This is a genomic window from Haloarcula sp. JP-Z28, from assembly GCF_011440255.1.
Classification (GTDB): Archaea; Halobacteriota; Halobacteria; order Halobacteriales; family Haloarculaceae; genus Haloarcula; species Haloarcula marismortui.
In genome coordinates, this window is the sequence record NZ_JAAOHT010000003.1 from 1 (window position 1) to 23,152 (window position 23,152).

Annotated in this window: 22 protein-coding genes; 15 read left to right on the top strand and 7 right to left on the bottom strand. The window is 63.4% G+C overall.

The window, feature by feature from the left end; translation table 11 throughout:
- Together G9463_RS02395 and G9463_RS24245 are read left to right on the top strand one after the other, a co-directional pair.
- Positions 1-341 (top strand): 4-hydroxy-tetrahydrodipicolinate reductase (locus tag G9463_RS02395; protein ID WP_305037710.1); only part of this gene is annotated, 341 nt, incomplete at its 5' end.
- Positions 342-441: 100 nt separating this feature from the next.
- Positions 442-573, top strand: coding sequence for a hypothetical protein (locus G9463_RS24245; protein WP_255458637.1), 132 nt, complete (start codon positions 442-444; stop codon positions 571-573).
- 132 nt (positions 574-705) lie between these two features.
- Here G9463_RS24245 and G9463_RS23950 read toward each other — a convergent pair whose 3' ends face one another.
- Complete coding sequence (locus tag G9463_RS23950; protein WP_165895863.1) at positions 706-807, bottom strand: RICIN domain-containing protein; 102 nt, start codon at positions 805-807, stop codon at positions 706-708.
- 29 nt (positions 808-836) lie between these two features.
- Between G9463_RS23950 and G9463_RS02405 the strand changes: the two genes are divergently transcribed.
- Both G9463_RS02405 and G9463_RS02410 read left to right on the top strand, forming a co-directional pair.
- The gene (locus tag G9463_RS02405; protein ID WP_165895864.1) at positions 837-1,667 is read left to right on the top strand and encodes a 2,3,4,5-tetrahydropyridine-2,6-dicarboxylate N-succinyltransferase; all 831 of its coding nucleotides are present in this window, start codon (positions 837-839) and stop codon (positions 1,665-1,667) included.
- 294 nt (positions 1,668-1,961) lie between these two features.
- Positions 1,962-2,489: a hypothetical protein gene (locus G9463_RS02410; protein ID WP_164734739.1), complete on the top strand. Its 528-nt coding sequence runs from the start codon at positions 1,962-1,964 to the stop codon at positions 2,487-2,489.
- Positions 2,490-2,517: 28 nt separating this feature from the next.
- On the opposite strand, the gene G9463_RS02415 is transcribed toward G9463_RS02410, so the two are convergent.
- Positions 2,518-3,639 carry a polymer-forming cytoskeletal protein gene (locus G9463_RS02415; RefSeq protein WP_165895865.1) on the bottom strand — a complete coding sequence of 374 codons (1,122 nt, stop codon included), beginning with the start codon at positions 3,637-3,639 and terminating at the stop codon, positions 2,518-2,520.
- 484 nt (positions 3,640-4,123) lie between these two features.
- Here G9463_RS02415 and G9463_RS02420 point away from each other — a divergent pair, with 484 nt between their 5' ends.
- The 5 genes from G9463_RS02420 (at position 4,124) to G9463_RS02440 (ending at position 9,191) form a co-directional block, all read left to right on the top strand.
- A complete protein-coding gene (locus tag G9463_RS02420; protein ID WP_004962982.1) occupies positions 4,124-5,650 on the top strand; it encodes an aldehyde dehydrogenase in 1,527 nt (508 codons plus the stop codon).
- Between the two features lies 1 nt (position 5,651).
- A complete protein-coding gene (locus G9463_RS02425; protein WP_165895866.1) occupies positions 5,652-6,023 on the top strand; it encodes a hypothetical protein in 372 nt (123 codons plus the stop codon).
- A gap of 121 nt (positions 6,024-6,144) precedes the next feature.
- Positions 6,145-6,624 carry a Tfx family DNA-binding protein gene (locus G9463_RS02430; protein ID WP_004962990.1) on the top strand — a complete coding sequence of 160 codons (480 nt, stop codon included), beginning with the start codon at positions 6,145-6,147 and terminating at the stop codon, positions 6,622-6,624.
- A 204-nt stretch (positions 6,625-6,828) separates the two neighbouring features.
- Positions 6,829-8,064, top strand: a complete 1,236-nt coding sequence (lysA, locus tag G9463_RS02435; RefSeq protein ID WP_165895868.1) for a diaminopimelate decarboxylase — start codon at positions 6,829-6,831, stop codon at positions 8,062-8,064.
- Complete coding sequence (locus G9463_RS02440) at positions 8,064-9,191, top strand: M20 family metallopeptidase (protein ID WP_165895869.1); 1,128 nt, start codon at positions 8,064-8,066, stop codon at positions 9,189-9,191. Before lysA ends, G9463_RS02440 begins: the two co-directional genes overlap by 1 nt.
- A gap of 25 nt (positions 9,192-9,216) precedes the next feature.
- On the opposite strand, the gene G9463_RS02445 is transcribed toward G9463_RS02440, so the two are convergent.
- The 5 genes from G9463_RS02445 to G9463_RS02465 form a co-directional block, all read right to left on the bottom strand.
- Positions 9,217-9,861: a phosphoribosyltransferase gene (locus G9463_RS02445; protein WP_165895870.1), complete on the bottom strand. Its 645-nt coding sequence runs from the start codon at positions 9,859-9,861 to the stop codon at positions 9,217-9,219.
- A 92-nt stretch (positions 9,862-9,953) separates the two neighbouring features.
- Complete coding sequence (locus G9463_RS02450) at positions 9,954-11,261, bottom strand: MFS transporter (RefSeq protein WP_165895871.1); 1,308 nt, start codon at positions 11,259-11,261, stop codon at positions 9,954-9,956.
- A gap of 93 nt (positions 11,262-11,354) precedes the next feature.
- The gene (gene purB, locus G9463_RS02455) at positions 11,355-12,737 is read right to left on the bottom strand and encodes an adenylosuccinate lyase (protein WP_165895872.1); all 1,383 of its coding nucleotides are present in this window, start codon (positions 12,735-12,737) and stop codon (positions 11,355-11,357) included.
- Between the two features lie 130 nt (positions 12,738-12,867).
- Positions 12,868-13,935: a zinc-dependent alcohol dehydrogenase family protein gene (locus G9463_RS02460; RefSeq protein WP_165895873.1), complete on the bottom strand. Its 1,068-nt coding sequence runs from the start codon at positions 13,933-13,935 to the stop codon at positions 12,868-12,870.
- A 247-nt stretch (positions 13,936-14,182) separates the two neighbouring features.
- The gene (locus G9463_RS02465; RefSeq protein ID WP_004963012.1) at positions 14,183-14,737 is read right to left on the bottom strand and encodes a hypothetical protein; all 555 of its coding nucleotides are present in this window, start codon (positions 14,735-14,737) and stop codon (positions 14,183-14,185) included.
- Between the two features lie 145 nt (positions 14,738-14,882).
- Between G9463_RS02465 and purH the strand changes: the two genes are divergently transcribed.
- The 6 genes from purH to G9463_RS02495 all read left to right on the top strand — a co-directional run bounded on the left by purH (position 14,883) and on the right by G9463_RS02495 (position 23,125).
- Positions 14,883-16,463: a bifunctional phosphoribosylaminoimidazolecarboxamide formyltransferase/IMP cyclohydrolase gene (gene purH, locus G9463_RS02470; protein ID WP_165895874.1), complete on the top strand. Its 1,581-nt coding sequence runs from the start codon at positions 14,883-14,885 to the stop codon at positions 16,461-16,463.
- Positions 16,464-16,616: 153 nt separating this feature from the next.
- Positions 16,617-17,603, top strand: a complete 987-nt coding sequence (locus tag G9463_RS02475; protein ID WP_004963016.1) for a formate/nitrite transporter family protein — start codon at positions 16,617-16,619, stop codon at positions 17,601-17,603.
- A 36-nt stretch (positions 17,604-17,639) separates the two neighbouring features.
- A complete protein-coding gene (locus G9463_RS02480) occupies positions 17,640-18,176 on the top strand; it encodes a hypothetical protein (RefSeq protein ID WP_165895875.1) in 537 nt (178 codons plus the stop codon).
- Positions 18,177-18,218: 42 nt separating this feature from the next.
- Positions 18,219-18,935 (top strand): hypothetical protein, encoded by a 717-nt coding sequence (locus G9463_RS02485; protein WP_165895876.1) that lies wholly within the window; start codon positions 18,219-18,221, stop codon positions 18,933-18,935.
- A gap of 114 nt (positions 18,936-19,049) precedes the next feature.
- On the top strand, positions 19,050-21,494 hold the full coding sequence (folP, locus tag G9463_RS02490; RefSeq protein WP_165895877.1) for a dihydropteroate synthase: 2,445 nt from the start codon (positions 19,050-19,052) through the stop codon (positions 21,492-21,494).
- Between the two features lie 137 nt (positions 21,495-21,631).
- Positions 21,632-23,125, top strand: coding sequence for a globin-coupled sensor protein (locus tag G9463_RS02495; RefSeq protein WP_121302637.1), 1,494 nt, complete (start codon positions 21,632-21,634; stop codon positions 23,123-23,125).
- Positions 23,126-23,152: the final 27 nt, after the last annotated feature.

The window sequence follows — 23,152 nt, forward strand, 5'->3', positions numbered from 1 at the left end:
TCGAACTCATGGAGACTCACCACAACCGCAAAGTCGACGCCCCGTCGGGAACGGCCAGCAGCATCCTCGACGTAATTCAGGAAGAGCGCGACGTGGAACCAGTGTACGGCCGCGAAGGGCACGCCCCCCGTGAAGACGACGAAATCGGCGTGTTCGCTCGCCGGGCCGGCGACGTTCGCGGGGAGCACGAACTCGTACTGGCCGGCAATGACGAAGTCCTCTCGCTCTCACACCGGGCCGAAGACCGCGGCGTGTTCTCCGCCGGCGCACTCGATGCGGCGGCGTGGCTCGTCGGCCGTGGCGCTGGCTGGTACGAGTTCGGCGACGTTGTCGACGCGTAGCACGGTTGACGCTGTGATCTTCATACCCGATTATACAGCCTAGTACACTACGATAAATATTAGAATTACCCTTATACGTCGCTCTCTGCAACAATCTGGTATGGCTACGAACCAATCCGTCCGACTCCCCGCGTCCGACTGTCCCCGATGTGCAACCTCGTTCGAAGCAACGGCCCCGCGAATCAGTATGTGCCCGGAGTGTGGCTACATTCCCGGTCACGGGGCCGACTGAAGCGGTACTAGCTGCCGCCGGAGCACTGGTGTCTGACTGCGAACCGTTTCGGTCGCAGTACTCGCGGTCGACCGCATTGAGGCATCACCCGGAACAGTGGGGCTTCATGCGGATGGGACGGCGATACGAAGGCTACAGCCGCTCGAACGTCCACTTCTGGTTGTCGCCACCGACGTAGCTGTACTGCTGGACGTTCGCGCCGCTGGTAGACACTCTGAGTCGAAACCCCGACAAGTAATACCATCCGCGAAATAGTGAACCCCATGAGCCTCAAAGCGGACATCGACGACCTCTGGGAGCGGAAACAGGACGGCCTCTCAGCGACCGACGCGACTGACGACCATCTCGACGTACTTGCGGAGTTCCTCACGGCGCTGGAAGCCGGTGAGGTCCGCGCCGCGGAGAAGTCCGGCGGCGAGTGGGAGGCAAACGCCTGGGTCAAACAGGGGATTCTGCTGAACTTCGGCCTCCGCGAGACCGTCGCTCGCGAGTACGGCGGCGTTGACTACCACGATGTACTCCCGCTGCGAGAGACCGCGGACCTCGGCGAGCGCGGGACTCGCAACACGCCGGACGGGACGACCATCCGCCGGGGCGCGTACCTCGGCGAGGACTGTATCATGATGTCGCCCTCCTTCGTCAACATCGGGGCGCACGTCGGCGACGGCACGCTCGTCGACTCCTGTGATACCGTCGGCTCCTGCGCACAGATCGGCGAGAACGTCAAACTCGGCGCAAATACGCTTATCGGCGGCGTGCTCGAACCGGTCGAAAACGCGCCGGTTATCGTCGAGGACGAGGTGTCGCTGGGCGCTGGCTGCCGTGTCACCAGCGGGTTCGTCGTCGGCGAAGGGTCTATTGTCGGCGAGAACACGCTCCTGACACCCCGGATTCCGGTGTACGACCTCGTCGAGGATGAAGTACTGTACGGCGAACTGCCGCCGGAGCGGCGCGCGTTCCAGCGCTTCGTCGACTCCTCGGTCGGTGAGAACGACCTGATCCCCGGCGGGGCGTACAAGCCTGCTGTCGTGGCGACCGATGTGGAGAAGGAGACGCTGGAAGCGACAGAGAGAGAAGACGCGCTTCGGGAGTAGCGAGGCGCGAGCGCCTCGAACAACGAGCGGGGAACGGAGTGACCCGCGAGTAGCGGGGTTCTGAGCGAAGCGAAGAACCTCGGCGGAACGGCGACCGGGGGGAGCCGTGGAGCAGCGAGGGGTACGCGAACCGCGGCTCTCGACAGAGCAACCGTCGTGAGCCGTGAAGTATCGTCTCCGGGTGACGGTGGGCATCGTCACCGGATGTGTTGCTATGGCCGCGCGAACAAGCACTCGTTACCGCGGCGTGAACAATCGTCTGTATATTTGTTACCATACTACAAACCATGTCGCATGAGCCAGAGACATACCGTCTCTCGCCTCTCTGCGGTGACGAAGTACAGATGGGTCGCTGGCGGTGTGAGCGGGCTGGTCGCTGGCGTCGGCATGGGCGTCGTGTTCCACGCCGGAGCGAACCTCATGCCGTTTATCGGGGCGCTGTACGGCTGGCCGACCGTGGTCGGCGGATGGGTCGTCCACCTGTTGAACAGCGCCCTCGCCGGCCTGCTGTTCGCGTTCGTCGTTTCCCGGCCGGTGTTTCACAGCCAGATCGAGTCCGTCGGGGAGAGCGTCGCGGCCGGCGTGGTCTTCGCAGCCGCGATTGGTCTGCTCTCGACAGGGTTCTTGCTCCCAGTCTCGATGAGTGCGCTGGGGGTCCAGTCGTTCCCGGAGCCGCTGGTCCCGCTGCCAGGTATGCTCGGGAGCGTCCTCGTCGTGGCGTCGGTCGGCGTCGCCCACCTCGCCTACGGGCTGCTCCTCGGCTGGACCTACGCCGCGGCCAGGGGTCGCAGGGCTCCCGACAGCGTGGCGAGCGAGGCGTGACCGTCGTCGCAACTCCGTCAGCCGGCGTTCACGCCGCAGCGGTGTCGCCGGCGCTCTCATCAAGCGTCGTTTGCCGGCCTCCAGATGGCTCCGCGCCGCGGTTTCGGTATGACTCTCGGAGCGTGAGCGCCAGGGCACCGAGGCCGAGCAGGAACGCGACCAGTTCGAGCAGGCCGCCAAGGACTGGAATCGCGCCGAGGAGAGCGAAGCCGACGAGGCCGACGACGAGCGCGAGCCAGCGGTTTTCCCGGTCGGCGAGCGAGAGCGCCCACGACCCGATGGCGAACTGGCCGTAGACGACCGCGACCCACGCCGTGACCCCGAAGGCGACGGCACCGACGAGCGAGAGCGGGATGCCGACGATGGTGAACAGGAGGACAACGAGGACGACGGGAACGGCGACGAGTGCCAGCAGGCCGACGCCGCCGGACTTGGCCGGGCGCTCCGCGACGTGGCCGGCGACGCGCGCCGAGAACGACGGGAAGATAGCCAGTAGGATCACGCCCAGCAGGAGGTTCACGAACAGGCCGTAGACGACGCCGACCCACGACGGCAGCGCGAACTCACCGAACTCCGGACCGGCGCTGGCGCCGATGCTTTCGTCCCGGACCACACTTCCACCGACCGCGGCCTCGGGGGCGCGGGTGAACGTTGCGGCGTCGTAGCGGACATCGCCGCCGACCGACGCCGTCGGCCCGAGGACAAACTCCTCCGCGCCGGCTTGGACGGTCCCGTCGACTGTCCCGCGAAGCGCGAGGTAGCTCGCGCCCACATCGAGGTTTCCGTCGATCTGTGCCGTCTCACCGATCTCGACTGTGCCGCCGGCGACGCTCACGTCGCCGCCGACGGTGCCGTCGATGCGGACGGTCCCCGCTGCAGCTTCGATGTTGCCGCCCACCTCGCCGGTCTCGGTGACGTGGACGGTTCCCGCTGCGGTTGCGATGTCGCCGGTCACCGTCCCGCGGACGATGACCGTTCCGGCGACCCCCTCGACACTGTCGTACGTCTCGTCAGGTCCGATGACTATCGTTCCACTTGCTCCCTGATACGACTGCGCGGCGACGGTACCAGTCACAGCTGAGAGCAAAACGAGCGAGACGACCGCGAGCGTCGCGACCCGGATGCCACCGCTTGAAAGTCTGGAAGACATACGGCCCAATTATATTGGAAAGATAATAAATATAGGTTGATATTATCGGGCAACGAGAATACTACCCAAGGAGTGTGAATCGGGCTGTACCCGTCCGATCCAAGCGGTCGGTTCGAAACGCGGCGGTGTCGTCGCCAGTGGAGGAGATGACGCTGGAAACGACGAGGACAGGAGCCACACTCAAAGTGTGGCGGAAGCGCGCGAAGCACCGGAACTCAGAACGTGGGCATCGGCTGCTGGGGCTGGACCCGAGCGAGTATTTCTGTATTGACTATCCGACATTTGGGGATAGGTCGACAGTGGTTCCCGACGACGTTCTTCGGGGGTATCCCGGGCGACAGGTCGATTGTAATTTAGCACTGTGTTTGGCACAGCGAAACCAATACTAGTTTCACTACTTCTAAAAACCAGCATTTTGTAATTGCTACTGGCTACACCACCATGCAGATTTAAGTGTTAACGGCATGGAATATTGGTCGTAGATATGTCTAGTGACAGCAAGCAACAAAGCGCCACAGAGCGGAAGTCAGCGATAAAGAAGCGGCACGAACAGGCGGCAAACGAGGTGCTGCCGGATCGGCGGGAACTGTACATCGGTGGCGAATGGGTCCAGAGCAGCGGCGGGGAGACATTCGAAACAATAGACCCGACAACCGGTGAAACGCTTGCAGAAGTGCAAGCCGGCACAGCCGAGGATATTGATAGCGCGGTTGCGGCCGCGTGGAACGCATACGATGAGACGTATAGCGAGCTATCCACAGGCGAACGTCAGGCGATGCTGGACGGTATCGCAGACGCCATTGCGGAGCGAAGCGAGGAGTTCGCAAAGCTCGAAAGTTTAGATAACGGGAAACCGATTACCGAGGCTCGGATCGATATTGACCTCGTTATCGACCACTTCCGGTATTTCGCAGGTCTCGCCCGGTCGGGCGAGGGACGGACTATTGAAACCGACGATAGCCGCCACGTCCAGACACTCCGGGAGCCGTACGGGGTTGTCGGACAGATAATCCCGTGGAACTTCCCGCTCCTGATGGCGGCCTGGAAGCTCGCGCCGGCGTTGTCGGCTGGGAACACGGTCGTACTGAAGCCCGCTGAGGAGACGCCGCTGAGTATTCTCAAACTGATGGAAATCACGGAGGACGTGATTCCAGACGGCGTCGTTAACGTCGTCACCGGGTTCGGCCCGGAAGCAGGAGAGCCACTCTCGAAACACCCTGACATCCGGAAACTAGCATTCACTGGATCGACAGAAATCGGGAGTAAAGTAATGCAAAGCGCCGCCGAAAGCATCACCGACGTGACGCTGGAGCTGGGCGGAAAAAGTCCGCTCGTTGTGTTCCCTGATGCAGACCTGGAACAGGCCGTCCAGACGACGATTACGTCGATCTTCTTTAATACTGGTGAGTGCTGCTGTGCCGGGTCACGGTTGTTCGTGCACGAAGATATCAAAGACGAGTTCCTGGATGAGCTTGCGGCTGCAGCTGAGGACCTGACTGTTGACGACCCACTGCTTGAGTCGACAGACCTCGGCCCGAAAGTGACCGCGGAGCAGGTCGAGCGGACGCTGGGCTACATCGAGGAGGCAGAACGAGAGGGGGCAGCCTTCGTCACTGGGGGAAGTCAGCCGGACGACGAGGCCCTTTCGGATGGGTGCTTCGTCGCGCCGACGCTCATTGACGAGATTGACCACGACAGCAAAGCGGTCCAGGAGGAAATATTCGGCCCGGTTCAGGAAGTATTCAGCTGGAGCGAGTACGATGAGATGATCGAACTGGCTAACGATGTCGACTACGGCCTCGCAGCAGGAGTCCTCACAGAAGACCTCTCGAAGGCACACCAGTGTGCAAAAGACATCGAGGCGGGGAACATCTGGGTCAACACCTACAACGACTTCCCGGCAGGCCAGCCGTTCGGCGGATACAAACAGTCGGGAATCGGTCGAGAGATCGGGCAGGAGACAATCGACCACTACACGCAGACGAAGACGGTGAATATCTCACTCGATTGATGTGACCGTCCCGTTCCCGCATGTCCCGCCCGGACAGATCGAGGCCACCAACGTGTCCATCGCCCCCGACGGGACGAAATACATCGTCCCGTCAGGGATGCACGAGCGACTGTACCGGGCGGTGGTGCCCGACGCTGCTGAGGGAACACTGGACCCCAAAACCGAACTGGCGCTGGCGGGGTGGGTGTCACTGCACACGGATGGGCTGACCAGACGGGTGTACATCGACGCTCCGGATGACTTCGCCGAAGCTGCCGTCGTAAAGCGGTTCGCCCGGTCACACGACGCCGAATCGATTGTCATGGCACGCCACCCAAGCGGCGACGTGACCCGCTGGCAGTCGCCAGGCGCTGTGTCCGTTACCGAACAGTGAACTCGGCAGTCAGCAGTCTGTGCTGTCGCTCAGGGTCAGTCCACCTTACTTAGTACGGCCTTGGATGGACGCTCGCGGCTGGCAACAACGTTGTTTTCAGTCCAGCTACCGACCTGTGGCTATGGATGAGCGAATCGACCCGGACGAACTGCTCGCTGCTGTCGGCTTTGATGCGGACGAGAGCGTGCTAACGCGTCGTCAGGCGGAGGTGCTTGCGCTCCGCGAACATGATATTCGTCAGAGTGATATCGGGGAGTTGCTCGGCACGTCACGTGCGAATATTTCAAGTATCGAGCGCAATGCGAGAGAAAACGTCGAAAAAGCACGCCAGACGGTCGCCTTCGCAAACACCCTGACCGCACCCGTTTGTGTTGACATCGAGGCCGGGACCGATATCTACGATATTCCACCGACGGTGTATGCCGCCTGTGATGAGGCCGGTGTGGAGGTCAATTACGGCTCCTCGAATCTGTTGCAACTCATCGATGACGCCGTCGATGGGGCGATTCAGCAAGACACGGTGCAGGTGCCACTCCGCATCGATGTGACAAACGACGGTGTCGTACACGTTCGAGGGCAGTCGGCAGAACGCACAGAGTGACCGGGGATAGCGTCCGGCAACAGTACTGTTTGCGTGAATCGAAGTACATGGCGCACGTACCAACGCATCGTTGAGTCCCGACAGACGATTGTTGCGTGCAGCGCCGGCCCCAGCTAGGCGTCAGCCAATAGCGAGATGGCCAGTTGGGGCGCTCCGTGTATCGAAACGGAACCCTTGTTAGCCGCCGACACCGTGGTTTCCCCAATGAGCCACGACTCGCCGCCGGTCCGCCGCCTCGCGGACTGGGACCACGAGCGTCTGGAGGCGGTAGCTGCCGAGCACGGCACGCCGCTGTACGTCGTTGACCTCGACCGCGTCGCCGAGAACTACGAGCGGTTCGCCGCGGCGTTTCCCGACGCCCACGTCATGTACGCCGCGAAGGCCCACACCGGTCAGGCCGTCCTGTCGAAACTGCTTGAGACAGGCGCTGACATCGAGTGTGCCGCCTGGGGGGAACTCCAGCGGGCTATCGACGCCGGCGCAGACCCGAACACGCTCCAGTACACGGCCGTCAATCCGCCGGACCGCGACCTCGACCGTGCCGTCGAACTGGCGGCAGAGCACCCCGGGCTGACGATTACGGGGGGCGCGCGGGACACCTTCGACCGCCTCGAAGAGCGGGGCTACGACGGCCGGGTCGCCATCCGCATCAATCCCGGTATCGGGACGGGCCACCACGAGAAGGTCGCGACGGGGAAAGACGCTAAGTTCGGCATTCCCTACGACGAGGTGCCCGAGGTCGCGGCCGACGTGCGCGAGCGGTTCGACCTCGTCGGCCTGCACGCCCACGCCGGCAGCGGCGTCCTTCACGACGACCTCGACGACCACTGTCGGGCCATCGGGAAGGTCGCCGACATGGGCCGAGAAGTCATCGCCGACGGCGCGGAACTGGACTTCGTCGACTTCGGCGGCGGCTTCGGCGTGCCGTACCGAGAAGACGTCGAGCCACTGGACATGGAGGTCGTGGGCGAGAAGGTCCGCGAGGCGGTCGGGGACCTCGACGCGCAGGTCAAACTCGAACCCGGCCGCTACGTCGTCGCCGACGCCGAGTGCATCCTCACCGAGGTCAACACGGTCAAGGAGACGCCGGCGGCGACGGTCGTCGGCGTCGACGCCTCGCTGGCGACGCTCATCCGGCCAGCGATGTTCGGTTCCTACCACCCGATTCGGAACGTCACCGCGCCGGACCGGGAAGCCGAACCGGTGTCCGTTGGTGGTCCGTGCTGTACGAGCGCCGACGTGTTCTGCACTGACCGACCGCTCGCTCGACCCGAGCGAACTGACCTGCTGGCAATCGGCAACGCCGGTGCGTACGGCTACGAACTGGCGAACCAGTTCCACTCCCAGCCACGGCCGGCAGAAGTTGCCTTCGAGGGCGGCGAGACGCGAGTCGTGCGGGAACGCGAGACGCTGGCGGACGTGACCCGCATGGAACGGTAATGGCGTTCGACATCCCATCGTTCCACCGGCGGGCCGTCGAAACGCGGTCAGACGAGCACGTCGACGACATGCGCTCGCTGCTGGTCGACACGCTGGAAGACGCCGGCGAGTACCCGGAGATAGACGACCTCGGGAACGTCGTCGTCTCGCGGGGCGACGACGACGGAACGCATATCCTGCTCAATACGCACATCGACACCGTGCCGCCGCATCTGCCCTACGAGCGGCGGACGGAGCCGCCGGGGCCAGACGAGAGTATTGATGGCTCTGGCGGTGACGGGGACGGCGACATCGTCTGTGGCCGCGGAGCCTGCGACGCGAAAGGGCCGCTCGCGGCACTCCTCGATGCGTTCCTCACCGTGACGCCCGACGACGGCCGGGTCACACTGGCGATTTCTACCGACGAGGAGACGACACAGACCGGCGGCGCACACCTCGCTGACACCATCGACGCTGACGGCTACATCGTCGGCGAGCCGACTGGCCTCGATGTGTGTACGGCCGCCCGCGGCCAGTTCGAGGGGACGGTCACCATCCACGGCGAGAGTGCCCACGCCGCCGACCCCGGCAGCGGCCACAACGCGATTCGGGCTGCCGCGCCGATACTGCAGGCGATGGAGAGTTACGAGGAAAAGAAAGGGCCGGGCGAACACGAAACGCTCGGTTACCCCATTCTCACCCCGTCGATGGTGGAGGGCGGCGAGGCGACCAATCAGGTCCCAGCCGAATGCACTATCACGTTCGACCGGCGGAGCGTCCCGCCGGAGACCAGCGAGTCATTCTGTGCGGACCTGCAGGCCCACCTCGAACAGTGGCTCCCGGAATCGATGGGCCTCACCGTGGACCTCATCCGCCCGGATACGCCGTTTCCCGAGGCGTTTGCGACCGACACCGACGCCGAACTGGTCCGCACACTGCAGGAAGCTAGCGGCGGCGCGGTCCGGCAGTTCGGGGCCGCGACAGAAGCCTCGTATTTTGCAAACAACGGGCCGACTGTGGTGTTCGGCCCCGGCGACCTGAGCGACGAAACAGGTGCTGTCGCGCACTCGAAACGCGAGTACGTCCGGCTCTCGGAAGTTCGAACCGCCGCACGAGCTGTGCGGGAGACAGTCGAACGGCTGGTCTAAGCCACGGCCTCGCCGACGGACTGGCCTACGCTGACCGCCGCTGAACGAGGTCAGAGAGCGCCGTGGTCGCGTCTTCGTCTGTCACGCTGTCGAACTCCTCGTAGTAGTCCGAAGTCGCCTGAAACGCCGCCGGTTTTAGCGGGACGACGACGTCGTCGGCCCACCGCCGCACCTCATCAAGCACGTCCGGCGGTGCGACGGGGGCAGCGGCGATAACCTCGTTCGCACCTGCCTTTCGCAGACGCTGAATTGCGACACGCATCGCCGCCCCCGTCGGAATCCCATCATCGACCAGCAGAACCCGTTTGCCGGCCACGTCAAGCGGCCCCCACGTCTCGCCGTAGTTGACCGCTCGTGACTCAACAGTGTCGCTCGCGTGCGTCTTCGCCTCCTGCACGTACTCCCAGTTCACGTCGAGGAACCGCATCATCGGGCTGTTAATCCACGAGAAGCCGCCCGGCGCGACGGCCCCAATAGTCAACTCAGGGTGGTTTGGCGCGCGTATACGTTGTATGACGATGACATCCATTGGAAGTCCGGTCGCGTCAGCGACCACGTTGCCGACCGGGACGCCGTTCGGTGCGAGCGTGACAACGACATCGCCGGCGACATCCCGCTGGCGCAGCGCGGCTACAAGCTGTTGCGCCGCATCCGAGCGGTCTGTGAACATACCACATTATATGGAATCGTACATCCTAATCGTTCCGGTTAGCTGTCTTCGTGGCTGACGGCCGGCTGAGCAGTCGGTCGCAGTCCTCGTTCTCAGTCCTGCGGTGCCGGCTGGTCCGACTCCTGCCCGAGGTCTAGCGTCTCCTCGACCTGCGTGTACGTCAGGACAAGTCCAACGAACGCGAGCGCGGCACCCGCGGTGAAGGGCGTACTGAACGACCCAAAGTTGTACAGCAGGCCCGACGCCAGCGGCCCAATAGCGACGCCGAGGCCGAACGCCATCGTCAGGACAGACAGCGTCGTTCCGGACCCGCGGGCACCGGCCAGATCACCGGCAAGAGCGAGCGACGGGGCAAACACCAGCGCAACGGCGATGCCCTGAACGAACCGTGCCAGGAGCATGAGCCACGGACCTGTTACGATTCCCTGTGCGAACACCGACGGGACGAGGATGACGAACCCGGCGACGATGAACGGCCGGCGTCCGAACCGGTCGCTCGCCCGCCCGATGGGCACCTGAAAGACGACGTTCGCGATGACGACGGCGGCGAACTGGACGCTGAAAAACAGGGTCGACTCATTCAGCCGCATTCGAACCGGGCCTTCGAGCGTGGCAAACAGCGCGATGGTGGACGCCATCATGAACGTGCCGACACCGAGGACGAACACCGAATCCAGCCCCTCGCCGTCCCGGTCCAGAATCGCTATCGAGAGGTCTTTTCCGGCCTCTGCCTCGAACGGCGGGTCCTGAATCAGCGCCCACACGAGGGCAAGGCTCACAACAGCGCCCAACACGGCGATAGCGAAGGCGGCGGTGAAGCCGGATATCGCGGTCCCGGCGATCCGGTAGGTCACCACGTCGTTCGCGGCGAGTCCGCCGGTGATGACGACGCCAGCGATTATCGGCCCGAAGCCGAAGCCGATGAGCCGGAAGGTGTTGAACACGCCGAAGTTCCCGCCCCGCTCGGCGTCACTCGCGGCGTAGTCGTTGACCAGCGCGACCGTCGCTGGAATCGTAAAGGCTGCGCCAAGGCCCTGGAACGCCCGCGCGGCAAGGACTGTCCAGTACGAAGAGAGGAACGGGTACGCCGCGCTCCCGATAGCGAACAGTACCAGTCCGGTAAGGACGAAAACCCGGCGCTTGCCGGTCCGGTCTGAGAGTCGCCCGGTAAACGGCTGGCCAAAACTGTTCAGCAGACCGAACAGGGAGAGCACCAGTCCGATCAGCGTCTCCGTCTGAAGCGTGAACCCGAGTATCTGCTGGCCGGCAATACCGGCGAGCGACACCTGTCCGCTGGCGATGTACAGGGGGAGAACGATGATGAGAAACGAGTTCCCCAGCGCGTCCGCCATCCGGGCGAACGCGAGCGTCAGAACCCGCGTGTCAGTGCCGAAGACCATCTATCGCCAACGAAGGCGGCCACACTCGTGATAGTTGCGTTTACCGCGGGGGGACGTGTCGACCCGAAAACGGTGTCGACCAGACAGCGCTCCTCAACTGTTGTCGGCCTGCTGCTCCGCGATGCCCGTGTAATCGGTCGGCGTCAGCGCTTCCAGTTCGGCCCGCACCTCGTCGCTCACGTCGAGGTCGGCGAACATATCGTGGAAGTCCTCAATAGTAACCTCGCGGCCCCGCGTCGCCTTCTTCACCTGTTCGTAGGCGTCAGCGTACCCTTCGCGGCGAAGAATCGTCTGGACGGCTTCGCCGATGATCTCTGGCGTCCCAGCCAGGTCGTCGGCCATTACCTGCTCGTTGGGGACGACCTTCGCCAGCCCGTTCTGGCACTTGCTGTAGCCGATGAGACAGTGGGCGAAGGCGGCCCCGATGTTGCGCTTGACCGTCGAGTCAGAGAGGTCCCGCTGGAGCCGGGAGTTTGTGACGTAGTCGCCGAGGAAGCGAAGGTCTGAGTTCGCTTTCGAGAGGTTCCCCTCGCTGTTCTCGAAGTCGATGGGGTTGACCTTGTGAGGCATCGTCGAGGACCCAGTCTCGCCCTCAACGGCCTCCTGCCCGAGATAGCGGTCCGAGACGTACAGCCACACGTCGAGGTCGAGGTCAAGCAAGATGTTGTTCGCGCCCCGGAACGCGTCGAACAGGACCGCGAGGTCGTCACAGGGGTTGACCTGTGTCGTCAGCGGTTCGTGTTCCAGTCCGAGGCCGCCGACGAAGGACTCTGCGAACGTCGGCCAGTCCACGTCAGGGTAGGCGGCGACGTGGGCCGCGTAGGTTCCCGACGCACCGGCGAGCTTTCCGGAGAGGCCCTCAGCAGCACGCTCCACACGACCGATGGCCTGCCCCAGCCGCGAGGCGTAGACCGCCATCTCCTTGCCGAACGTCGTCGGCGTCGCAGGCTGGCCGTGTGTGCGGGCCAGCATCGGCACGTCAGCGTAGGTGTGGGCCATCTCCACCAGCGTATCCCGAATCTCGCGGAGTTCGGGAATCAGCACCTCCTGAGCGGCGGGCTTGACCAGCAGCCGCTGGGCGAGGTTGTTCACGTCCTCGCTGGTCAGCCCGAAGTGAATCCAGTTGGCGGCATCGAGGTCGTCGGGCATACCCAGTCGGATGAAGTACTCGATGGCCTTCACGTCGTGATTGGTCGCCGAATACTCCCCGTACCCCTCAGTTTCGAGTTGCTTGACGACGCTCGCGTCCTCGTCGTCGAACTCCTCGTACAGCGCCCGGAGTGTCGCGCGCTGACCATCGTCGATTGACAATGGTGTGGCGTCGAGGTCGGCAAGCGCGATGAGATACTCGACTTCGACTTCCACGCGGGCGCGCATCAGCGCCCGCTCGCTAGCGTACGGGACGAGCGGTTCGGTGTAGCGGGCGTATCGGCCATCGAGCGGCGAAACAGCGGCCAGTGGCCCTCTCTCGGTCATACCCGAGTGTGCGCGGGAGGCGCGAAAAAGCGTGTCGTTCTCCCGCAACCGCGACGCGGTGTAGTTGCGACGCGTGGCGTGACGGTGGAACGGGGCAGAAACGGGGGTTCGGTAAAAAAGGGGCGCGTCGTTAATTGCTGAACTCGTTGCAGACCGGGATACCGACCGTGTTGTAGTCACTCATCGCGGCCAGTTCGTCGGGCACTTGATGGATGTCGACCGTGTCCTCGACCAGCGCGGTCGGGTCGAGCTTGCTCGATTCCACCATGTCCAGCATTTCGCTGTACCGCGATGGCTGGAGCCCGAGTGACCCCTTGAAATCGATTTCTTTGGCGACGAACTCGTCGGTCGGGAGCGACACCATCCCCGCCTCCTCGCTGGTGGTTAGTCCGATCTGGACGTGCGTCCCGCCTTTGCGGAGCGAGTTTACGGCGTTCTGGCAGGTCGTTGCGATACCGAGGGCGTCTGCGGATACGTCGGCCCCGCCGTCAGTGATGTCCCTGACCGCCTTTGCGGGGTCGTCGACCTCCTGTGCGTTGACAGTGGCGACAGCGCCAAGCTCTTCGGCGCGGTCCAGTTTCTCGTCCATCAGGTCGACGCCGATGACGTTGCCGCCGAGAGCGTTCGCGATATGGACCGCCGAGAGCCCGATGCCACCACAGCCGTGGATGACGACGTCGTCACCAGCACTGACCGGTGCCCGGTGGGCCATCGCGTGGAAGGAAGTCATGAACCGACAGCCCATGCCGGCGGCTGACTCCGCATCGATGTCGTCCGGGAGCGGAACGGCATTGAGGTCGGCGTTGGGAATGTGGACCTCCTCGGCGAACGCGCCGGGTGCCTGGTTCATGAACCCGAGACCGATGTGGTTCTCGCAGATGTTTTCCCGCCCGTTTCGACAGAGGTCGCAGTTCCCGCAGGCGAAGTTGAACGGAATGGCGACCTCCTGTCCCTCCTCGATGTTTTCGACGTCTTCGCCGACAGAGACAATCCGGCCTGTCGGCTCGTGACCGAGGACGTGTGGCGGGTCAGGCCGGTACCCGAACCAGTCCCAGTCCCCCTGCCAGCAGTGCCAGTCGGACCGACAGATACCACAGCCGATGACCTCGGCGACGACACCGTCCGGCTCCGGTTCGGGGCGTTCGACTTCTTGTACTGTTAGCGGCTCCTGAAACTCTTCTAGTAGTACTGCTTGCATTACACTATTAACATAGGATATCTTACTAATGAATATTATGGTTTTTGAGCTACAATATCTTCGCGAGCGAGGAGGTCTGCACCCCTGATACTGTGGTTACTCGGCTGCGTCAATCTAAGTCCAGAATAATTTCAGATAACTGCCGCTGCTGCCGAAGCCGATGACACATATCAAGTAGCCATATTTTCGTCCACATCGAAATACCTTCGACAGAGAGTGAAGAGATGGTCCCGCTAGCGGCCAATCCTCAACTCAGCCAGCCGTAGTCGCCGTCGGCATCGCCAAAGCGGCCATCCGGTGGGTCAAAGCGATAGAGGTCCTGTCCAAGTGCGACCCACGCGAGGCCGTAGACGGTTGCCGCCGCTGGCTGGACTTCGAACCCGAGGAACGCGATAGTCCCGAGGCCAAGCAACACGCCCAGCCACGGCGGCTGGATGCGCGTCCTGACGAGACCGACGGTGACCAGTAACGACCCGCTGACCAGCACGAGTACGCCGACCGCGATGACCGCCTCGCCACCACCGGAGAGGAGGCGGACCAGTTGTCCGACGGCGAAAACGAGGCCGCCGAGGCCGCCGGCCCACGCACCGATGGTCCCTGGCCGCTTCATCCGTGCGCCGTAGAAATCCTCAATGGCATAGTGACCGGCTACGACACCGAGTGCGGAGAGGGCGGTTCCGGCGAGGATGGAGGTACTCATTTCGGTCTGACCGGTCGCGGACAGCACCACGGCCCAGCCAACCCAGACGACACCACCGACGGCGGCGACCGCACCCGCGCGCTGACACCGTAGCTTCGCCATACGGGCGAGTTGGCGGCGGGCTACAAATGCGCACCGAACCGGTACACGCCGAGAATACAGACATAGCTAATGTGGCGTGGTCGCACACAACAGTCCAGCCGGGGGTTTCGCAACAACTTTGCACGGTCCGGTCGGTCAGTCCCACATGAAACTCGCCGGTATGGCCAGTAACCGCGGCCGAAATCTCATGAACATCGCGGACCGCGCCCCGGGCGGGGCGGAGTTCGCCGTCGTTCTGACTAACGACGCAGATGCGCCGGTACTCGAAGCAGCCGCCGAACGCGGCATCCCGACCGAAGTCGTCGAGCGCGACGCGGACGAATCGCGCGAGTCCCACGAGGAGCGCGTTCTCGACGCCCTTTCGGAGTACGACTTCGACCTCGTCACGCTGGACGGCTATATGCGCGTCCTCAGCGAGACGTTCCTCGAAGGGACACCGACCGCGTTGAACGTCCATCCGAGTCTCCTGCCGAATTTCACCGGGGCGAACGCCCACGAGCAGGTCCTCGACGCCGGCGTGAAGGTGACGGGCTGTACCGTCCACGTCCTTGATGAAAGCGTCGACGGCGGCCCCATCGTCACGCAGGAACCGATTCCCGTCTTCGAAGGTGACGACGAGGACAGTCTCAAAGAGCGCGTGCTCTATGAAGGCGAGTTCACCGCCTACCCGCGCGTCATCGAGTGGTTCGCCGAGGACCGCGTCACCATCGACTGGGATGAAGGGACGGTCTCAGTAGAGGGCGACGAGGGCGGAGACTTCCCTGCCCGCCGCATCGTCTCGGATGACCTCGCATCGAGTCTGCGCTATGGGGAGAACCCCCATCAGAACGCCGCGCTGTACACTGACACGACCGTCTCGGAGGCCAGCGTCGTCCACGCCGACCAGCTGAACGAGGGCGCGAAGGCGCTGTCGTACAACAACTACAATGACGCCGACGGCGCGCTGAACCTCATCAAGGAGTTCGAGGAACCTGCCGCCGCGGTCATCAAACACACCAACCCGGCCGGCTGTGCGACCGCCGACTCCGTGGCCGACGCCTACGAGAAGGCGCTGTCGACGGACCCGATGAGCGCCTTCGGCGGCATCGTCGCGCTGAACCGCGAGTGTGACGCCGCCACCGCCGAGCAGATTATCGACTCCTTCAAGGAGGTCGTCGTCGCGCCCGGTTACACCGACGCCGCGCTCGACGTGCTGTTCGAGAAGGACAATCTCCGCGTTCTCGATGTGAACGAGAACTTCGAGGTTACCGACAGCCTGACCGAAAAGCCCCTCGTTGGGGGCCGACTCGTTCAGGAGCGGGACACCCAGCACCTCTCAGTCGACGATCTTGAAGTCGTCACCGAGCGCGAGCCGACCGACGAGCAGATCGAGTCGATGCTGTTCGCCTGGCACACACTCAAACACGTCAAGTCCAACGGCATTCTCTGCGCTGACGGGACGGAAACGGTCGGCATCGGCATGGGGCAAGTGTCCCGGGTCGACGCCGTCCGACTAGCCGCGATGAAGGCCGACGAGCACGCAGAAGGGAAAGACGCCGAGGGCGCTGTGATGGCCTCGGACGCCTTCTTCCCGTTCCCGGACGGTATCGAGGAGGCCGCCGACGCCGGTATCGAAGCGGTCATCCAGCCCGGCGGCTCGAAGAACGACGAGAGCGTCATCGAGGCCGCGGACGAACACGACATCGCGATGGTGTTCACCGGTCAGCGGTCGTTCAGACACGACTGAGCAGTAACGAGGGGGTGTCCGAACCTCGATAGACGAGTGCAGCGAGTCTATCGGTGGTTCCGTCACGACTGATGGCGGACTTTTTCCGGGGCGTTGCCGGGCTGACTATCGGCAACGAAAGAGGTTTGATACCGGATACTGAATCAGCGACCGATGGCAGATAATGAAGACAGGGAGGAGGCTGTCCGCGACGCTGTGGACGTCTCTCGAAGCGGTGCGCCGGCGGGTGGGAGTGTCATCCGGGACCGGTTCTCCGCCGACGAGATATTCCAGCGCATCATTGTCGCGGCAGACGAGGAGGTAACAGTTGGGACCCGCGAGCTGTTCTTCGCCGGGATCGCTGGCGGGTTCGCTATCACCGTGACGTTCATGCTGTACGCGTCGCTGTACGCGAAAACCGGTGGCGACCCGATATTGAGCGCGCTCCTGTATCCGCTCGGGTTTGTTTTCATCATTCTCGGGGATTATCAGCTCTACACCGAAAATACGCTCCCGCCGGTCGCGCTCGTCCTCGAACGGCTGGCGAGCCTCCCCTCGTTGCTTCGCATCTGGGGTGTCGTCCTGATTTCGAACGTCTTTGGCGGGATGCTCGGCGCGCTCGCGCTGGCGACGACCAACGTTCTCTCCGCCGACGCGGCGGCGGCTGCCGCCGGGTTCGCGCAGAAAGCTATCGAGACATCCCAGATAACGCTGTTCTCGAAGGCAGTGTTCGCCGGCCTCATCGTCGCCGGCGTCGTCTGGGTCGATTACTCGCTACGGGACAGCATCTCGCGGCTCGTGTTGATATACATCTCGTTTCTGGCGATTCCGTTCGGAAACCTCTACCACGTCGTCGTCTCCGCGACGGAGATGTTCTATCTGGTGTTCATCGGCGAACTGGCGCTATCTGTCGGCCTCTGGCAGTTCGTTCTGCCGGTACTCCTCGGCAACTCCGTCGGTGGCGTCGTCCTCGTGACCGTCGTCAACTACTTCCATACGACTGAACGGCGACTCGAAACGGCGCGGGACGAAGGACCCAAGCGCCAGCTCACTCTCCGAGAGTGGGTCTGGGGCGGATGGTCCGCCTCCGGCCGCTCATACGTCCCGGCAACTGACGAAGTTCCCAGAACCGATCCGGAGTCACGAGAGAACGAGCGCTGACACAAACCATTTTAACGCCCTCCGGCTATCGTTGGTGTGAACTGGGTGAAAGATAACCGGCTGCTGCTTCTGTTTGCCGCCGTCGTTCTGACGACACTGGGGACCGTCGGGATTGGGATCGTTGGTGTCGTGGCAACACTCGGGGCGCTTCTCGGTGGCGGCGCGGTTGTCCAGACGTTTGCCACGTTCCTGCTTGGCACATTGTTGCTCGTGGGCGTCGATATCGTTTTGTCGGTCGCGCTGGTCCGTGCGCTGGCCCGGCGGGCGTCGGTTCCGAAGAGCCAGCGCGTCGCTGGTGGTCTCGGCCGTCTAGAATCGATTATTCCACCGCTGGCGTCGCTTGGGCTCTCCGATGTGTTCGCGCCACCGGAGCCGACGGTTGAGGAGCGACACGAGGCGCTGACGCGTCGGTACGTCGAAGGGGAACTCTCCGAGGCCGAATACGAGCGGGAACTGCAGGCGCTTCTCGGCGAGGGCGAGAGGACGGGGACGGAACTGCTGGATGACGACATCGCGACTGACCTGTCGCGGCCCACGGCGACCGACACCGAATACGAGCCGGCACGGGAATAGCACTGAGCGGGTTTTACATGGTCGCCCGACGACAGGTCAGGTATGGACGCACCCACGTTTCTTGAAGTCGAGGTGGAACGGGACGCCGTCGCCTCGGTGCTTGACGCTGTTCCCGGCGTCGCTGTTGTCGACGACGCCACTGCTGTCCCATCACCGGGACCAGCAGAGCCGGATGAGGCCGAGGATTCCGGCCCCAGTCTCACGGACCGCCTCGGGTCGCTGTGGCGACAGTGGGGGCTGCTCGGCACGGGGCTGTCCCTCATCGCGCTGGGCGGGGCTACGGTCGGCCTCTGGTGGTACCGTCGCCGCAACGCTGACGAAACCGATGTTGGTAGTGCTGACGAATATGCGTCGGAATGGGACACGGAAGGCCCGGATGCGACGGCATCACCGGCCGAGTCAGCCGTTGACACGCCATCGCCAACCGAAACGGAGTTCGAGCCGACAGCAGCGGTAGAAGAGGCCGAGGACACGCAGACCCCGGAGACCAAGGAGACAACGCTGGCCGCAGAGATGCCACAAACTGAGTCCGGGCATCGACAGCAGGACCGCGGGAGAGAGACCGAGCCGGCTGGCGTCACCGGGTCTGAGATGGGAGCGGAGACGCTGGAGCGAGAGAAACCGGAGCACGATGAGACAGACACGGATGAACGGCCGGAAGCGAAGATCGACCCGGCACCGCTGCTTGGGGCCGCGTTCCTGATTCTGTCGAGCGCGCTCGGTCGGTGGGCCACGCGCGACCGGAACGAACAGGCGTAATTGTCGCTCGCAGGGCACCGAAGGCCGACGGCTGGCGGGCTGTTCGGGGCGCCTTCACGCCGGAGACACGTGCCAGTCCGACAGGCTAAAGCGAGCGGCTCCGATAGCCCGACCATGGAGTTCCACGAGGCCGCGAACTTCCTCTTCGAGTTGCGCCGGTTCGCCCCGCGAGCCGGTACTGATGCCACGCAGGACCTGCTATCGTCGCTCGGTGACCCACAGGAGGGGCTTCGCTGCGTCCAGATTGCGGGGTCCAACGGAAAGGGGTCTACCGCACGGATGGTCGAACGAACGCTACGGGAAGCCGGCCTCGATGTCGGACTGTACACGTCCCCACATCTCGACGACGTGCGTGAGCGAATCCGTATCAACGGCCGGAAGCTCTCCGAAGCCGCCCTCGTCGAGTTCGTCGAGTCGGTCAGAGCGGACATGACCGAACAGGCCGCGGCCAGCGACTCGCCCACCTTCTTCGAGACGATGACCGCGCTGGCACTGTGGGAGTTCGACCGTCAGGACATCGACATCGCAGTGCTGGAAGTCGGTATCGGCGGCCGATACGACGCCACGAGCGTGGTCGACCCGGTCGCCAGCGCTGTCACGTCCGTGACGCTCGAACACACCCACATCCTCGGCGACACCGTCGAAGAAATCGCGCACGACAAGGCCCACGTCGCCCCAGAGGACGCCCCACTGGTGGCTGGGACGACTGGCGACGCGCTGGCCGCCGTCCGCGAGGTCGCCGACGACGTTGTGACTGTCGGCGAGGGCGACGATGCCGACGTGACGGCCACGTACGACGGTCGTGAAGGGCTGGAAGGGGCAGTCTCAGTCGACGGTTCCGGCTGGCGCGTCGATACTTACCTCCCGCTGCTGGGCGCACATCAGGCACAGAACGCCGGAATCGCAGCCACGCTGTGCCAGCAAGTCGCGGACATCTCACAGACGGACCTCGAACGCGGCCTGCGAAACGCCCACTGGCCCGGTCGGTTCGAGGTGATGAACGAGTCGCCGCTGGTCGTCCTCGATGGGGCTCATAACCCCGGAAGCATCGAGCGCACCGCGGAGACGCTATCCTCGTTCGACTACGACGACCTCCACGTCGTCATCGGTGCGATGGTCGACAAGGACCACGAGCGCATCGCCGCGGCGCTGCCGGACCCGGACCACGTTGTCGCTTGCCAACCCAACGTCGACCGGGCGGAGTCCCACCACGTCGTTGCGGCCGCGGTGGAGAACGCGACCGACGCCACGGTCGAGACGCGCAGCGACGTTACAGGAGCGCTCGATATCGCACTCGAGGCCGCAGATTCTGGCGATGCCGTCCTTGTGGTGGGGTCGCTGTACGCCGTGCGGGAGGCCCGGACTAATTGGTCACGGTCGCTAGTCCCCAAACAGGTGGATTCGCTGGCCGAGGCTCGGGAAACCATCGAGAGCGCCCATATTATCGATACCGGGGCCTGGCGGATGCGAGGCAAGGGCGTCCACCGCGTCCTGCGTACCCGTGTCCAGCCGCGACAGGCTCAGTACCTCAAGGAGGAACTGCTGTCGCTGGGTGGGGAATGTGCCGTCTCTGGGCTGGACGGACAGGGCGAGGAAACCCTCGACGTGGTCATGATGGCGACGATGGCCCAGTACAAGCGCCTCGCGGAGAAGCTGGACGGCCAGCTCGACGGGCTCGCGTCGTTCACCGACGAACTACGAACGGCGCTGTCTATCCAGCAGCCAGAGCCAGACACGTCGACGACGTATCCCTGGGACGACGGGACAGCCGTCATGGGCATCTGCAATATCACCCCGGACTCATTCCACGACGGCGGCGAGTACAACGCTGTCGAGGACGCCGTCTCTCGCGCCGAGCGGATGGTCGAGGCGGGTGCGGATATCCTCGATATCGGCGGGGAGTCGACTCGACCCGGTGCCGAACCAGTCCCGGTCGAGGAGGAAATTGACCGCGTCGTCCCGGTTATCGAGCGGCTTTCGGAGCTAGATGTCGCCATCTCCGTCGACACGCGGAAGGCCCCTGTCGCGCGAGCGGCACTCGACGCCGGCGCGGACATCCTGAACGACGTGTCCGGCCTCGAAGACCCCGAGATGCGCCTCGTCGCCGCCGAGTACGACGTGCCGGTGGTTGTGATGCACTCCATCGAGACACCAGTCGACCCGGACAGCGACATCCACTACGACGACGTGGTCGAGGACTGCATCGACCAGCTGACCGAGCGCATTCTGCTCGCCGAAAAGGCCGGGCTCGACCGCGACCAGATTATCGTCGACCCCGGCGTCGGCTTCGGGAAATCGCCCACGGAAGATTTCAAACTGCTCGACCGCCTCCCGGAATTCGAGGCACTCGGCTGCCCGATTCTGGTTGGGCACTCCCACAAGTCGCTGTTCGGGCTGGTCGGGCAAGAAGCGGGCGACTGTCTGGAGGCGACCATCGCCGGGACGACGCTGGCGGCCGAACGGGGGGCCGACATCGTTCGCGTCCACGACGTCCCGGAGAACGTTGCTGCTGTTCGCGTCGCCGAGGCAGCCCGTGATCCACAGAAATTCGAGGACTGATTCTGACTGCTGAACAGGCGGCCGGATAATCGCCGGACGTGACTGCCGACCCCAAATTTTTGGCCCTTCTGTTTATATTTCTCAATGGTGAGAATTAGGGGCGAACATATAACCCCTATGTCTGTTGACCTTTCGCCATGGCATCTCAGCACGAGCGTACAGGCCCACGAGCGCGTATCACTGAATCTGACAGGGCAGGCGTCGACGGTGTGACGCTCACCGACCGTATCGGGCTGGACGCCGGAGAGATACGCTGGCGGAAGGAATTCACTGGATTTGATGGGTCGGACGTCGACAATCTCACCGCGATGGCAGACGAGACGAACGCCCGAGCCGAAGCTGTCGTCGACGACTTCTACGATCATCTGCAGTCATTCGACGAGACTGTCGAGATTTTTGGGCGGTCAACCAAGTCAGTCGACCAGCTCAAAAACACACAGACGCAGTACCTCCGCGACCTAGTCGCCGGGACCTACGACAAACAGTACTTCGAGAACCGGGCCCGTATCGGGAAGATTCACGATATGCTCGACCTCGGCCCGAAGATATATCTTGGGGCCTACAGCATCTATTTCGAACACTTCCTGCGGACAATCGTCGAAGACCTGCAATCAGGCGACGCTGCCCGGGACGAGGCCCTCGAAGAAATGCAGTCGCGGGCGCTCTCCGTATTCAAACTCCTGAATCTTGACCAGCAGGTCGCGATGGACACCTACATCGACTCGTACAGCCAGCGTCTGGAATCGGCAATCGATGACCAGCAAACGCTGATGCAGGAAGTCGAAAGCGGACTACAGGAGCCAATCGACGAACTGAGCGCCTCAGCCGAGGAGGTCGCACAGACGAACCAGCAAATAAACGAGACTGCCGAGAGCCAGTCCGAATCGATGGACGAAGTGGCGGGCGAGGTTGCGGATATGAGCGCGACAATCGAGGAGATTGCCTCGACCGCGGAGGAAGTCGCGAGTACCAGCACATCGGCCGAACAAAAGGCGGAGCGCGGGAACGAAGCCGCACAGCAGGCCGCGGCCATGATGAACGACGTCGACGACGCCGTCGATACGGTTTCCACAGACATCGCCGGCCTCCGAGAGCAAGCCGACGAGATCGATGACATCGTCGAAGTGATAAACGACATCGCTGACCAGACCAATATGCTCGCGCTGAACGCCTCCATCGAGGCCGCACGCGCCGGAGAGGCTGGCGATGGGTTTGCTGTCGTCGCCGACGAAATCAAGACGCTCGCCGGGGATTCACAGGAACACGCGAACCAGATCGAGGACACCGTCACGGAGATTCAGGACGAGACCGTCGACGCCGTCGAAAGTCTCGAAACCGTGACCGAGCAGGTGACTGAGGGCATCGACCAGGTCGAGACGGCAGCCGAACGGCTCGAAGAGATCGTCTCGGCGGTCAACGAGGCGTCACAGGGCATTCAGGAGGTCTCTGCGGCGACCGACGACCAGGCGGCGTCGACAGAAGAGGTCGCCAGCATGGTCGACGAACTGTCGAGCGGCATCGACGATATGTCGGCACAGCTCGACGACCTCGCGGCGACGAACGAAAGACAGACAGAGAAGATTCAGGACGTGGCCGAGACCGCACGTCGACTCGACACAGATACAGCGTAACTTCGAGCGCCAGTCAGCCACATAATC

Coding starts and splice junctions, on each gene's coding strand:
- G9463_RS02495 (WP_121302637.1), top strand. CDS start 21,632: ATGGCATCTCAGCACGAGCGTACAGGCCCACGAGCGCGTATCACTGAA.
- G9463_RS02465 (WP_004963012.1), bottom strand. CDS start 14,737: ATGGCGAAGCTACGGTGTCAGCGCGCGGGTGCGGTCGCCGCCGTCGGT.
- G9463_RS02420 (WP_004962982.1), top strand. CDS start 4,124: ATGTCTAGTGACAGCAAGCAACAAAGCGCCACAGAGCGGAAGTCAGCG.
- G9463_RS24245 (WP_255458637.1), top strand. CDS start 442: ATGGCTACGAACCAATCCGTCCGACTCCCCGCGTCCGACTGTCCCCGA.
- G9463_RS02460 (WP_165895873.1), bottom strand. CDS start 13,935: ATGCAAGCAGTACTACTAGAAGAGTTTCAGGAGCCGCTAACAGTACAA.
- folP (WP_165895877.1), top strand. CDS start 19,050: ATGGAGTTCCACGAGGCCGCGAACTTCCTCTTCGAGTTGCGCCGGTTC.
- G9463_RS02440 (WP_165895869.1), top strand. CDS start 8,064: ATGGCGTTCGACATCCCATCGTTCCACCGGCGGGCCGTCGAAACGCGG.
- purH (WP_165895874.1), top strand. CDS start 14,883: ATGAAACTCGCCGGTATGGCCAGTAACCGCGGCCGAAATCTCATGAAC.
- G9463_RS02405 (WP_165895864.1), top strand. CDS start 837: ATGAGCCTCAAAGCGGACATCGACGACCTCTGGGAGCGGAAACAGGAC.
- G9463_RS02450 (WP_165895871.1), bottom strand. CDS start 11,261: ATGGTCTTCGGCACTGACACGCGGGTTCTGACGCTCGCGTTCGCCCGG.
- lysA (WP_165895868.1), top strand. CDS start 6,829: ATGAGCCACGACTCGCCGCCGGTCCGCCGCCTCGCGGACTGGGACCAC.
- G9463_RS02485 (WP_165895876.1), top strand. CDS start 18,219: ATGGACGCACCCACGTTTCTTGAAGTCGAGGTGGAACGGGACGCCGTC.
- G9463_RS02415 (WP_165895865.1), bottom strand. CDS start 3,639: ATGTCTTCCAGACTTTCAAGCGGTGGCATCCGGGTCGCGACGCTCGCG.
- purB (WP_165895872.1), bottom strand. CDS start 12,737: ATGACCGAGAGAGGGCCACTGGCCGCTGTTTCGCCGCTCGATGGCCGA.
- G9463_RS02445 (WP_165895870.1), bottom strand. CDS start 9,861: ATGTTCACAGACCGCTCGGATGCGGCGCAACAGCTTGTAGCCGCGCTG.
- G9463_RS02475 (WP_004963016.1), top strand. CDS start 16,617: ATGGCAGATAATGAAGACAGGGAGGAGGCTGTCCGCGACGCTGTGGAC.
- G9463_RS02410 (WP_164734739.1), top strand. CDS start 1,962: ATGAGCCAGAGACATACCGTCTCTCGCCTCTCTGCGGTGACGAAGTAC.
- G9463_RS02430 (WP_004962990.1), top strand. CDS start 6,145: ATGGATGAGCGAATCGACCCGGACGAACTGCTCGCTGCTGTCGGCTTT.